We start from the raw sequence: 11,876 nt of genomic DNA on the forward strand, positions 1-11,876 counted from the left end.
TCATGAAGAACAAGCTGTCCGACCTGAACAATCATCTGTTCGCGCAACTTGAGCGCCTGGCCGATGAGAACCTGACTTCTGAACAGCTCGACGCCGAGGTGAAACGTGCCGAGGCAATTGTGTCGGTCGCAGATCAGGTCACCAGTAATGCCGAGCTTCAGTTGCGGGCGGCGAAGCTGTTTCATGACCACGGCCCCGGCATCCTGCCCATGCTGCCGCAGATCGGGAGCACCCGGGAATGAAGGGGCGGCGGATCCGATTTGAACCGGAGGAGCTCGACTGGATCGAGGCGCGCAAAGACTGGGCCCGCGCCGATCTGCACAGGTCCTTTTGTTCGTTTTGGCGCCGGGATGATGTGTCGCTCGCGAACCTGAAGGCTCTGTGCAACCGCCGGGGCTGGCTGTCCGGTCGCGATGGCCGCTTCATCAAGGGCCAGCCGGCTGCCAACAAAGGCAAGGAGATGTCGCCCGAGGCGAGGGCGAAATGCCTACCAACCGCCTTCAAGAAGGGCAACCGCCCCCATACCTATCGCGGCCCAGGTCACGAGAGCATCGATCCGAAGGACGGGTATGTCTGGCTTATAGTTGCCGAGACCAACCCGCATACCGGCGCCGCGACCCGTCGCGTACAGAAGCATCGCTGGTTCTGGGAAAAAGAGAACGGCGCGATCCCAAAGGGCTATGTCCTGAAATGTCTCGACGGCGACAAGACCAACTGCGCCCCGGCGAACTGGGAGGCGATTCCACAAGCCATGCTGCCAAAGCTCAACGGACGCTGGACCAAGGTCAGATACGACGAAGCGCCGGCCGATCTGAAGCCGACGCTTATGGCAATCGCAAAACTGGACCACGCGGCCCGTGACGCACGGAAGACTTCGAAATGACCAGGGCGAACTGCGCCCATCTGATGGTGAGGGAGGAAGCGGCATAATGGGAAAGAGATTTGTGATCAGTGAAGCCGCCTCTCTCAAGGCTATAGCGATCGCGCAGAAGGCCGGCCTGAACATCCACGGTCTCGAGTTCCCGCGCGACGGATCGATCCGGATCCTGACAGCCGAAGTGGACAAGCCCGACACCGACGATAAGGATGAGCGGAAACCAGAGCCGTGGACCTGATGCGCCTGCCATATGTGACCGAAGAAACGCTGCCATCCGGCGCGATCCGCTACCGGTATCGGCGCGGCAAGGTAAAAGTCACCCTAAAGGGTGAAGCCGGAAGCCGGGAGTTTCTCGACCATTATTCGAGCCTGCGCGATCATGTGCCAGTACCAATCTCCAAATCGGTTCGCGGAAGCGTCGAGTGGCTGGTCGGGCTCTACCTTGAAGATCTGGAGCAGCGCGCCGCTTCGCATCTGGCGTCACCATTGACCCTGAAAGGTCACCGGCACCACCTTGGTCGCCTCGTCGAGGAATACGGCTCGAAAGATGCCAACATGCCCAGGAGTGCGGTGATCAAGCTGCATGATCGCTTCATGGCCACGCCGGGTGCCGCCGACAACCTTCTGAAGGCCATATCCGCCCTCTATAAGTGGGCGATCCGCCGTGACCACGTCACCTGCGGAAACCCGACCCGCGACGTGTCCCGCAATCGCAAAAAAACAGATGGTTTTCAGGCATGGACCGCAGAGGACATCTCGGCATTCCTTGGCCATCACGGTCCCGGAAGCATGGCCCGGCGCGCACTGGTTCTCGCTATGGCGACCACGGCTCGCCGAGGTGATCTGTGTCGCCTCGGCCGCCAGAACGAACACATGCGCGACGGCCGCCCATGGCTGCGGTGGAAGCAGGACAAGGCACCACATGGGTTGGTGGAAATGCCAATGTCCAAAGCCTTGCTGGATGAAATCACCGGCCACGGAAACATGACCTATCTCCTGAACGGCTATGGCGCGCCATTCAGCGCAGCCGGCCTCGGAAACAAATTCAGGGAATGGGCCGTAGCCGCTGGCCTGAAAAATCGCAGCCTGCATGGTGTGAGGAAGGGACTGTCCGCGATTCTGACTGCCGGCGGCGCCAGCAGCGGCGAGATTGATGTTCTTCTGGGGCATGAACTCGGCAGTTCAGAAACCAAGATTTACATCCGCTCTGCAGAGCGCGCGCGCCTCGCTGCGCACGCCATAGATCGGATCGATCAGATCATTCCGGGAACGCCGACTGACCCACGCGCTGGCCAAAAGTGACCCACGCGCAATATTTTCTTTTAATACCAAAACCATAAGTGGATTATGGTAGGCCCGGAGGGACTCGAACCCCCAACCAAGGCGTTATGAGCGCCCTGCTCTGACCATTGAGCTACAGGCCCGGCAGGAGCGGATGGCCCCGGGTGTCCCCTGTGCCATATGCCTCCCGGAAAGTGCAACCTGCCTAAGCAGATGACGGCCAGGGGTCAAGGATTCGAAACGGCTACTTCTCCCCTGCCTCCCGGGGCGCGTTGCGCTTTGCAAGGCTTTGGGCTAAGCGGGCCAGATATTGAACGGGCGACCAGCGGGCCGGGAGACGGGCGAATGACCACGAGCGAGAATGCCGGGAAACAAGGGCTGACCTATGCGGGCGCGGGCGTCGATATCGACGCCGGAAACCGGCTGGTCGACCGGATCAAACCCTCTGCGAAAGCCACGTCGCGCAAGGGCGTGATGGGGGGGCTCGGCGGTTTTGGCGCGCTTTTTGACCTCAAGGATGCCGGCTATAAGGATCCGATCCTGGTGGCGGCGACCGATGGGGTTGGCACCAAGCTGCGGATCGCGATCGATACCGGCAATGTCGATACGATCGGCGTCGATCTGGTGGCGATGTGCGTCAATGACCTCGTCTGCCAGGGCGCAGAGCCCTTGTTCTTCCTTGACTATTTCGCCACCGGCAAGCTCGATGTCGATGAGGCGACCCGGATCATCGAGGGGATCGCCAGGGGCTGCGCGGAATCGGGCTGTGCGCTGATCGGCGGCGAGACTGCCGAGATGCCGGGCATGTATCACAAGGGTGATTTCGACCTCGCCGGTTTCGCGGTCGGCGCGATGGAGCGCGGCACCCACCTGCCCGCAGGCGTTGCCGAGGGCGATATCCTGATCGGCCTGACGTCCAGCGGCGTGCATTCGAACGGCTACAGTTTCGTGCGCAAGGTGGTCGAAATCTCCGGCCTTGGCTGGTCCGACCCCTGCCCCTGGGCACAATCGACGCTGGGCGAGGCGCTGCTGCAGCCGACCCGGCTTTATGTCAGACAGGCGCTGGCAGCGGCGAAACTGGGCGGGGTCCATGGCCTTGCGCATATCACCGGCGGCGGAATCACCGAGAATCCGCCCCGCGTGCTGCCCGAAGGGCTGGCCTGCGAGATCGACCTTGGTGCCTGGGATCTGCCGGCGGTCTTCCGCTGGCTGGCCGAGACCGCCGGCATGTCGGAGCCGGAACTGCTGAAAACCTTCAACTGCGGCATCGGCATGATGCTGGTGGTTGACCCGGGCCAGGCGGATGCCATCGAGGCCAGCCTGAAAGCCGCCGGCGAAGCGCCGGTGCGCATGGGCCGGATCGTAGCGCAGGATGCCGCGGGCGAAGGCGTGATCTACAAAGGGCGCCTGCTGTGAAACGCGTCGCCATCCTGATTTCGGGGGGTGGCTCGAATATGATGGCGCTGGTCAGATCGATGACCGGCGACCATCCGGCCCGCGCGGTGCTGGTGGCGTCGAATGACCCCGCCGCCTCGGGGCTGGAAAAAGCGCGCGCGGCCGGCATTGCCACGGCCGCCGTCGATCACCGCCCGTTCAAAGCCGACCGCGCGGCTTTCGAGGCCGAACTGATCGCCCATATCGAGGCGGCACAGCCGGATATCCTTTGCCTTGCCGGGTTCATGCGCGTGCTGACGCCGGGCTTTGTCGCGCGGTTTCAGGGCCGGATGCTGAACATCCACCCGTCCCTCCTGCCGAAATATCCCGGGCTGCACACCCATCAGCGCGCGCTTAACGCGGGCGATCAGGAGGCGGGCTGCACGGTGCATGAGGTGACGGCGGTGCTGGATGACGGACCGTTGCTTGGTCAGGCGCGGGTGCCGGTCCTGGCGGGGGATACTGCCGAAACCCTTGCCGCACGGGTGCTGCGCGAGGAACATCGTCTCTACCCGGAAGTGCTGCGCCGCTATGCGGCAGGCGATCACAGCCCGGTTTTCACAACAGGCTGAACCGCGTCTGAGCCCCGGGTCAGACCCCTGTTCAGAGCAGACTGCCCTTCGGGCCTGATCGCAGTTCAGTCCAGATGCAGAACCTGCGCCTCGCGCCGGTTCAGACAGAGACGCGTTGTCTGCGGCGTCGCCCGCGCGCTCTCGCCGAAATGGTCCGGGAACAGTGCCAGCAATTCCTCCCGCGCGGCAGGTGAAAGCGAGGCAAGCGCCATCGGGCCCGGAAAGAGGCTCTCGGCCAGCATGCCTTCGGCGCAGAGGATCTCATGCTGCGCGAAAGCGATATGCCAGTATTCGACCTGTGGCCGGCTCTCGATCCGGACCCGCTCGCCATCCACCAGATGCAGCGCTGCGACAAGAACCTCCTCCGCGCCGAAATTCAGCTGCGCCTGCCAGCCGCTGACCAGCACGCGATGCTGTTGCGACAGAAAGACCGGGCGGTCATTGCCAAGGACGCCTGTCTCAAAACGCACCGGTGCGAGATGGGCGATACCGGCCGCAGGCGCCGATCCGATCCAGCGGATCCGCTGCATCCCATGGCCGCGCGTCCAGACCCGGTCGCCGGGCCGCAGCTGTTCTACCGCAACCGGGCCACGCTTTGTCAGGATCCTGGTTCCGGCAAGGAAACAAGGGGTTGGCGGAAACAGATCCTGCGGGGACTTCGCAAATCCGCTGAAGGGCAGCTGCGCATTCAGCGCCTCGTTCTGTTCGGCGCCATAGGTGGTCGTGCCGTTCGCGACGCCGCGCAGGTCGATCACCAGGTTCGAGCTGTAGCTGAAGATCTGGTAATTTTCCCCCGAAGCCCGGCCCTGGAACATATCGTCCTGCGGGTTCAGCTGGCTGTAGACGAGCGTGCCGGAGGGATTGCTTTCTGACCAGGTATAGATCGACACCCATTGGCCGTTATGCAAAGTGGTGTCGTTGCTGTTTGCCTGGCTGACAACGATCCGGTAAATATCGGTGGCACTTCCGATCGCATGGACATTGGTCAGGGTGACGACCATCCCCATCCCATTGCCCTGTCCGCTCGCGGCGCCATAGGTGCCGATCTGATCGCCGGTCGCGTAAAATTCAAAGGTTGCCAAGCCAGTCATCCATTCCGAGCAACGCCCTTCGGGACGCATATTTGCGGGTCGCCCCCCCGTCGCGACAGTTCTGGCAACACATAAAATTTTAGCGCAGGAATTAAACTCCTGGCACGCAAAGTTTACTGTGCAATACAGGCTTCATAAGGTGCGGCAGTGCTGAAACGGGCCGCGGTCTGCCGCCGCTCAGTCTGACAGGGCTGGCCGCGACAGAGTGCCGCCGCCGATATTGGCCGCAACGCCGGTGGTTGTCCGGCACGAGGTCGGCAGCCCCTTCGCCACCCGCACCGCAAGGAAGGCGAAGGCCTGGGCTTCGAGCATATCCCCGTCCAGCCCCACCGCCTCGACCGGATCGACCGGGCAGCCGAGCCGCTTTGCGAGGCCCTTCATCATCACCGGATTGTGCCGCCCGCCTCCGGTCACAAGCAGCCGCGACACCGGGCGCGGGAAATGTTTCGCGCCTTCCACCACCGCCGAGACCGCCGCTGCAGTGAGTGTGGCCGCCGCCGCCGCCGTGTCGAGTTTTCTGACCGCAGCGACCAGCCCCGCGAAAGCATCGCGATCCAGCGATTTCGGCGGCATTTTCAGAAAATACGGATGGGCGAGGAACTGATCCAGCACGGGCTTTTTCACCCGTCCCTTTGCCGCCACCGCGCCATTCTCATCATGGCTTTTGCCAAGCCGGGCCTGCATCAGGTCATTCACCGGCGCATTGGCAGGGCCAGTGTCAAAGGCCAGCAGCGCGCCCTCGGATTGCGGATGTGGCAGCGCAGGATCCACCCAGGTCAGATTGCCAACGCCGCCCAGGTTTAGGAAAGCCACTGGCCCCGTCGCGCCGATCCGGCGCGCCAGCGCGAAATGGTAGAACGGCGCCAGCGGCGCGCCCTGCCCGCCCATCTGCACATCTGCGCTGCGGAAATCCCACAACACCGGCAGACCGAGCGTATCGGCCAGCAGCTGGCCATTCCCCGCCTGATGCGTGCCGCGCGCCCCCGGATCATGCGCCAGGGTCTGGCCGTGGAAGCCCGCGATCTGCACACCGTCAAAGCGCGCCATCACTTCGGCATGGGCGGTTTCGACAATCTCACTGGCCTCGGCCACACCAGGCTCGCCAGGCCAGCGCCCGAGGGCTGCACGCAGAACCGCCTGCTCGGCCGCCGTATAGGGGCGAAAGGCCGAGGGGCCGAAATCCAGCACCTCATGCCCGTCGGTCCGCACCATCGCCGCATCGACACCGTCAAGCGAGGTCCCCGACATGGTGCCAAGCGCCCAGACCGCCGGGCCGCTCTCCCCATTTTGGGCGACGCTTTTCCAGGGATCTTTTTCCGCCATGCTGCCCATCTTTTCCTTTACCCCCCGCCCGGCTATACCCGCCTGACTATATGCAAGCGAAAGCGCGGAGCGCGACCCATGACCTACCATCCGAAATCAGAATTCCTGCGTGTGATGTTCGAGCGCGGCTTTGTGGCCGATTGCACCGATTATCAGGCGCTGGACGCGGCCCTGATCAAGGGGGTGGTGCCCGCCTATATCGGCTATGATGCGACGGCGGCAAGCCTGCATGTCGGCCATCTGATGAACATCATGGTGCTGCGCTGGCTGCAGAAAACCGGCCATAAACCGATCACGCTGATGGGCGGCGGCACGACCAAGGTGGGGGATCCCTCGTTCCGGTCGGAAGAGCGCCCGCTGCTGACCCCGGAAAAGATCGACGAGAATATTGCCGGCATGGGCCGGGTTTTCGCGAAATACCTTGATTACTCGGATACGCCAAATGGCGCGATCATGCTCAACAATGCCGAATGGCTGGATCATCTGAATTATCTCGATTTCCTGCGCGACATCGGGCGGCATTTCTCGGTCAACCGGATGCTGTCTTTTGAAAGCGTCAAATCGCGGCTGGACCGGGAACAGAGCCTGTCCTTCCTCGAATTCAATTACATGATCCTGCAAGCCTATGATTTTATTGAGATCAACCAGCGCTATGGCTGCCTGTTGCAGATGGGTGGATCGGATCAATGGGGCAATATCGTCAATGGGATCGACCTTGCCCGCCGTGTGGCCGACCGCGAGATCTACGGGCTGACCACGCCGCTTCTGACCACCTCGGACGGGCGCAAGATGGGCAAATCCGCGAATGGCGCGGTCTGGCTGAATGACCAGATGCTCTCGCCTTATGAGTTCTGGCAGTTCTGGCGCAATACGACCGATGCCGATGTGGCGCGGTTCCTGAAGATCTTCACCGAACTGCCGGTTGCGGAATGCGACCGGCTGGGCGCGCTGCAAGGGTCCGAGATCAACGAGGCGAAGATCATCCTCGCCAATCTCGCAACCGCGCTTTTGCATGGCGAAGAGGCGGCGAAGGCGGCGGAGGCAACCGCGCGCGAGGTGTTTGAAAAGGGCGGCATCGGTGATGACCTGCCGACCGTGGCGCTGACTGCGGCGGAAGTGGCCGACGGGATCGGCATTGTCCAGCTTCTGGTCCGCGCCGGGCTTTCGGGTTCGGGCAAAGACGCAAAACGGCTGATCGCCGAGGGCGGCGCAAAGATGAATGACGAGATCATCCTTGATGCGGGCCTGCGCCTTGGCGCGGGCGAGCTGGCCGATCCGGTGAAACTCACCGCCGGCAAGAAGCGCCACGCTTTGGTGGTGCTGGAGTGATCCGCAGCCGCCTCAGCTGCGCGGGCCTCGCCCTCGCGCTGACATCACTTGTGGCGCCCGCACTTGCGGACGTCGCCTGCCCGGTGACCCAATCCGTCTATACCGACAAGGAAACCGGCTTCCGCCTCAGCTTCCGCCCGCTGCAAAGCTGGGAACAAAGCGGCATGGTGCTTGCGGTTTTCGACATTGAAACCCGGGACGGGCGCATGCTCTGGGGCGAGATCCGTACCGGTATGGGCACCAGCCGCGATACCGGCGTGATCTATGACGGCTGCCCGCCCCCCGGCCCCGAAGATGCGCCCACCGAGGAACAGCTGGAGGCCTGTCGCGTCTGGGCGGGTGTGGTCTATTCAGTCGAGGGCAACCAGATCGGCGCCTTCCCCATCGAGGGCGACAAGGCTCCGCCGAGCCTCCTCTTCACCGATCTCGGGCGCCAGCTGCGCTATGCCATTTTCACCAGCCCGGGAGATGAACCCTGGGATCAGCTCTGGCTGACCTCCTGCCCGCCCGGCTGAAGGCGCGGCAGAGCCTTTGACAGCAGACCCGCAATGACAGGCCGTCAGTCGCGATGTTCGGGCTTCCTCCCCGATGGCGCGAGATAGGGCTTCGTCACATCGGTCAGCACCACTTCCAGGGCTTCCAGCCGCAGCTCGATCAGCCCGTCTCCGGCGAGGATCAGCGTCAGCGCCCCGGTGCCATCCTCGCCCGGCGCATAAGCCAGATCCAGAACCGACAGCACCTGATCGGCGTCGCCCGGGCTGATGCCCTGGCTGCGCACCTCAAGTACATCTTCGACCGTCAACAGGCTGCGCACCCGTTCATAGGCACGGCCAGAGCGTTCGGCAAAACCGCTGTCTTCCCAGCGGAAGCGATTGACAAGCGCCGCAAAACGGCGGCGCTTGCGATCATATTTCATCTCACTGGCCGGCAGAACCGCGTCCTGGATCAGGCTGGCGATCACCGTCAGATCCTCTGGCTCCAGCGCCACCAGCTTCAGCGGTGCCTCGTCGCCATCCTCGAAACGTGCATCTGCCATCTCCGCCCCCTCAGACGCCACTGATCCGTTCGATATGCGCTCCACAGGCGAGGAGCTTCTCCTCGACCCGCTCATAGCCGCGATCCAGGTGATAGACCCGGCTCACCACCGTCTCCCCCTCGGCCGCGAGCCCGGCCAGAATCAGCGACACGCTTGCGCGCAGATCGGTCGCCATCACCGGCGCGCCGCGCAGCTTCTCGACGCCATGAACCGTCGCATGACCGCCATGGACCTCGATCCTGGCGCCCATCCGCATCAGTTCCGGCGCATGCATGAAGCGATTCTCGAAGATCTTCTCTTCCAGCACAGAGGTGCCCTCGGCGGTGCACAAAAGCGCCATCATCTGCGCCTGGAGATCGGTCGGGAAACCCGGGAAAGGCTCGGTCACCACATCAACCGCCTTCACGCGGCCATTCTTGCGCGCGACCTTCAGACCTTTTTCGGTCTCGGTGACGGAAATCCCCGCCGCGTCGAGTTTCTCACAGAACGCCGCCAGCAGATCGATCCGCCCGCCCAGGCATTCCACCTCGCCGCCACAGATCGCGGGCGCGAGCATATAGGTGCCAAGCTCAATCCGGTCGGTCACCACCGGATGGGTGGCGCCGCGCAACGCCGTCACGCCCTGGATGGTGATGGTCGAGGTGCCCTCGCCCTCGATCTCGGCGCCCATGCGGCGCAGACACTGAACAAGATCAACGATTTCCGGCTCGCGCGCGGCGTTTTTCAGCACCGAGGTGCCCTTCGCGAGCGTCGCCGCCATCACGAAATTCTCGGTTGCGCCGACCGAGGCAAAGCGCATCTCATGCACCGCGCCCTTCAGCCCGCCCTGCGTCTTCGCATCGAGATAGCCGTCCCGCAGATCGATCTCGGCCCCAAGCGCCGAGAGCGCATCGATATGAATATCCATCGGCCGCGCGCCGATCGCACAGCCGCCGGGCAGCGACACGACCGCATGACCCAGCCGCGCCAGCAGTGGGCCAAGGACCAGATTGGACGCCCGCATTTTGCGGACAATATCGTAATCCGCCGTCGGGTTCAGCGTGCCATGCGACGACATGGTGATGACCTTGCCATCCTGCAACGCCGAAACCTCAACGCCGAGCGATTCCAGCAGGCTCGTCATCGTCCGGATATCCGAAAGACGCGGCGCATTGGTCAGCGTCAGCGGCTCTTCCGACAAAAGCGTCGCCGGCATCAGTGTCAGACAGGCATTCTTGGCGCCCGCGATGGGAATCACCCCGTTGAGTGCGCCGTTGCCCTTAACCAGAATCGAATCCATGCCCGCCTCTTACCCTTTGTCCTTGTTATGACCGCCACTCTCGGGCCCGGTCACAGCCCTTATTGCGCATAGCCCCGGCAGATCAGCACCACACCTGGCCTTGTCGGCGACCGTGCCGCCTGTCGGAAACCGCTGACCTCATGCCCCTCGACCAGATCACGGGGCCAGGGCTTAACTGTCTTCTCCCGAACCGATATCTCCGCCCCCCTGGCCATGAGCCCCGTCCTCAGGGCCGGGACCTTCCGCCCGCCCCCGCGCCTGCGACTTTCGCCTTGCCATATTGGCTTTCAGCGCCGCCTTGAGCCGACCTTCCCGCATGGTCGCCGCGCTCACAACCGGAGCACCGGCCGCCTTGCGTGCAGGTCTGTCTGCAGGTCTGTCTACGGGTCTGTCCTGGGGGGGCTTCTTCTCGAACTGGTCCATGCCGGCAAGAAATAGCCTCTCCCCCCGGCACGGTCCAGAGCCCGCCGGAAGGAAGCCGTCACAAGAGCAAGAAAAGGGGCTTGCGGTCGGGAATGATTATGTTTATTCCCCCGCTCACCGAGACGGCGCTGTGGTAGCTCAGTGGTAGAGCACTCCCTTGGTAAGGGAGAGGTCGAGAGTTCAATCCTCTCTCACAGCACCATTTTTTCTTGTGGAATGTCAAAAACTTAGCAAAATCAATTCCTTGGGTTTTCGTTTTGCGTTAGTCTTTGCGTTAGATTTTGTGTTAGAAACCGCTAACACAAAGCGGTCCTGTCATGCCTCTCCCCCCGGTCAAATACTGCCAGCAACGCGGCGGCACCTATTATCTCAATCTGCCGATTCCGATGCCGCTGCGCCCAGCCAACGGTGGCCTTGCCGCGCGGCGCCGGTCCTTGAAAACGTCAGACCCCAAAGTAGCCGAGCGCGAGGCTCGAGCCGCCAAGGCGGATCTTGACCGCGACATTGCTGCGGTTTTGGCGGCGTCAGCCGCCGAATCTCAGCGCGCCCGCCTTGCTGCGGCGCTGCCAGCCGAGGAGCGCCAGCTATTGGCCGATCTGGGCGGCATTAGTGGCGTAGCGGAAGAATTGCGCACCCTTCGCGCCACCGTGGCCTTTCTCACCGCCGCCGCCAGCCCCGCGCCCACCGACGAAACCCGCGACCGAGCCGCCCAGATTGAAACCCAGGCCGAATCTGCCGAAGTTCAGGCCCGGCTTGCGGTAATGACCGCCGAAGCGCGCCGCGTCCGGGCGCTGGCCGATGTGCTGCACATAGACACCCCGCACCACCAAAGGGCGTTGAGGAAACCGCAACGGGAATGCGGACGCTAGCCGAGGCTTTCGCCCGCGCCAAGTCCTACACTGTCCAGAACACCGAGGCCCTGAATTACACCGTCCGGCGCTGGATCGAATTTCATGGTGATGTGCCGCTTACCAAACTGACGCGCCTGCACCTGTCTGAATTCGACGCCGCCGCCGCTGACCTTCCCAGCACTTTCCCGAAGGCTGAAAAAGCGCTGCCAATGCGGGAGGCAATAGCGGCCAGAGCGGCGCGAGACGGGGCGCAAATCAGCTTCAAGACCCGCACCCGACTCGTGACCCACCTTAAAGCGATGGCAGCATTCGCCTGCGCGAAGGGGGCTTTGTTGAGCAAATCCGGTTATGTCCGGAGTTCCCCTTTCCCCTGACAGACC

14 protein-coding genes and 2 tRNA genes are annotated in these 11,876 nt (G+C 63.0%); 11 read left to right on the forward strand and 5 right to left on the reverse strand.

Annotation, left to right across the window (positions count from 1 at the left end):
* Nucleotides 1-2: 2 nt before the first annotated feature.
* The 4 genes from JC607_RS07285 to xerC are packed head-to-tail and all read left to right on the forward strand — an operon-like array spanning nucleotide 3 to nucleotide 2,179.
* Nucleotides 3-242 (forward strand): hypothetical protein, encoded by a 240-nt coding sequence (locus tag JC607_RS07285; RefSeq protein ID WP_198836279.1) that lies wholly within the window; start codon nucleotides 3-5, stop codon nucleotides 240-242.
* Complete coding sequence (locus tag JC607_RS07290) at nucleotides 239-883, forward strand: HNH endonuclease signature motif containing protein (protein WP_198836280.1); 645 nt, start codon at nucleotides 239-241, stop codon at nucleotides 881-883. The genes JC607_RS07285 and JC607_RS07290 overlap by 4 nt, the downstream gene beginning before the upstream one ends.
* A gap of 46 nt (nucleotides 884-929) precedes the next feature.
* A complete protein-coding gene (locus tag JC607_RS07295) occupies nucleotides 930-1,115 on the forward strand; it encodes a hypothetical protein (protein ID WP_198836281.1) in 186 nt (61 codons plus the stop codon).
* Complete coding sequence (gene xerC / locus JC607_RS07300; RefSeq protein ID WP_233092737.1) at nucleotides 1,115-2,179, forward strand: tyrosine recombinase XerC; 1,065 nt, start codon at nucleotides 1,115-1,117, stop codon at nucleotides 2,177-2,179. Before JC607_RS07295 ends, xerC begins: the two co-directional genes overlap by 1 nt.
* 46 nt (nucleotides 2,180-2,225) lie before the next feature.
* Here xerC and JC607_RS07305 read toward each other — a convergent pair.
* Nucleotides 2,226-2,301 (reverse strand) — tRNA-Ile (locus tag JC607_RS07305).
* Nucleotides 2,302-2,503: 202 nt separating this feature from the next.
* Between JC607_RS07305 and purM the strand changes: the two genes are divergently transcribed.
* The gene (gene purM / locus JC607_RS07310; RefSeq protein ID WP_198836283.1) at nucleotides 2,504-3,574 is read left to right on the forward strand and encodes a phosphoribosylformylglycinamidine cyclo-ligase; all 1,071 of its coding nucleotides are present in this window, start codon (nucleotides 2,504-2,506) and stop codon (nucleotides 3,572-3,574) included.
* A complete protein-coding gene (gene purN / locus JC607_RS07315) occupies nucleotides 3,571-4,164 on the forward strand; it encodes a phosphoribosylglycinamide formyltransferase (RefSeq protein ID WP_198836284.1) in 594 nt (197 codons plus the stop codon). The genes purM and purN overlap by 4 nt, the downstream gene beginning before the upstream one ends.
* A 65-nt stretch (nucleotides 4,165-4,229) precedes the next feature.
* Here the strand turns inward: purN and JC607_RS07320 are convergent, their stop codons facing one another.
* On the reverse strand, nucleotides 4,230-5,246 hold the full coding sequence (locus tag JC607_RS07320; protein ID WP_198836285.1) for a Hint domain-containing protein: 1,017 nt from the start codon (nucleotides 5,244-5,246) through the stop codon (nucleotides 4,230-4,232).
* A 186-nt stretch (nucleotides 5,247-5,432) separates the two neighbouring features.
* Complete coding sequence (locus tag JC607_RS07325; RefSeq protein WP_198836286.1) at nucleotides 5,433-6,578, reverse strand: anhydro-N-acetylmuramic acid kinase; 1,146 nt, start codon at nucleotides 6,576-6,578, stop codon at nucleotides 5,433-5,435.
* A 78-nt stretch (nucleotides 6,579-6,656) separates the two neighbouring features.
* Between JC607_RS07325 and tyrS the strand changes: the two genes are divergently transcribed.
* Together tyrS and JC607_RS07335 are read left to right on the forward strand one after the other, a co-directional pair.
* The gene (tyrS, locus tag JC607_RS07330) at nucleotides 6,657-7,907 is read left to right on the forward strand and encodes a tyrosine--tRNA ligase (protein ID WP_198836287.1); all 1,251 of its coding nucleotides are present in this window, start codon (nucleotides 6,657-6,659) and stop codon (nucleotides 7,905-7,907) included.
* Nucleotides 7,904-8,422 carry a hypothetical protein gene (locus tag JC607_RS07335; RefSeq protein WP_198836288.1) on the forward strand — a complete coding sequence of 173 codons (519 nt, stop codon included), beginning with the start codon at nucleotides 7,904-7,906 and terminating at the stop codon, nucleotides 8,420-8,422. The genes tyrS and JC607_RS07335 overlap by 4 nt, the downstream gene beginning before the upstream one ends.
* A 44-nt stretch (nucleotides 8,423-8,466) precedes the next feature.
* On the opposite strand, the gene JC607_RS07340 is transcribed toward JC607_RS07335, so the two are convergent.
* Complete coding sequence (locus tag JC607_RS07340) at nucleotides 8,467-8,943, reverse strand: DUF2948 family protein (RefSeq protein ID WP_198836289.1); 477 nt, start codon at nucleotides 8,941-8,943, stop codon at nucleotides 8,467-8,469.
* Nucleotides 8,944-8,953: 10 nt separating this feature from the next.
* Nucleotides 8,954-10,222, reverse strand: coding sequence for a UDP-N-acetylglucosamine 1-carboxyvinyltransferase (gene murA / locus JC607_RS07345; protein WP_198836290.1), 1,269 nt, complete (start codon nucleotides 10,220-10,222; stop codon nucleotides 8,954-8,956).
* A 550-nt stretch (nucleotides 10,223-10,772) separates the two neighbouring features.
* Here murA and JC607_RS07350 point away from each other — a divergent pair.
* The 3 genes from JC607_RS07350 (at nucleotide 10,773) to JC607_RS07360 (ending at nucleotide 11,870) form a co-directional block, all read left to right on the forward strand.
* A tRNA-Thr gene (locus tag JC607_RS07350) sits at nucleotides 10,773-10,847 on the forward strand.
* A gap of 115 nt (nucleotides 10,848-10,962) precedes the next feature.
* The gene (locus JC607_RS07355; protein WP_198836291.1) at nucleotides 10,963-11,514 is read left to right on the forward strand and encodes a DUF6538 domain-containing protein; all 552 of its coding nucleotides are present in this window, start codon (nucleotides 10,963-10,965) and stop codon (nucleotides 11,512-11,514) included.
* Nucleotides 11,502-11,870 carry a hypothetical protein gene (locus tag JC607_RS07360; protein ID WP_198836292.1) on the forward strand — a complete coding sequence of 123 codons (369 nt, stop codon included), beginning with the start codon at nucleotides 11,502-11,504 and terminating at the stop codon, nucleotides 11,868-11,870. The genes JC607_RS07355 and JC607_RS07360 overlap by 13 nt, the downstream gene beginning before the upstream one ends.
* The last annotated feature ends 6 nt before the right edge of the window (nucleotides 11,871-11,876 follow it).

It is taken from the genome of Paracoccus sp. IB05, assembly GCF_016405985.1.
Taxonomy (GTDB): domain Bacteria; phylum Pseudomonadota; class Alphaproteobacteria; order Rhodobacterales; family Rhodobacteraceae; genus Pseudogemmobacter.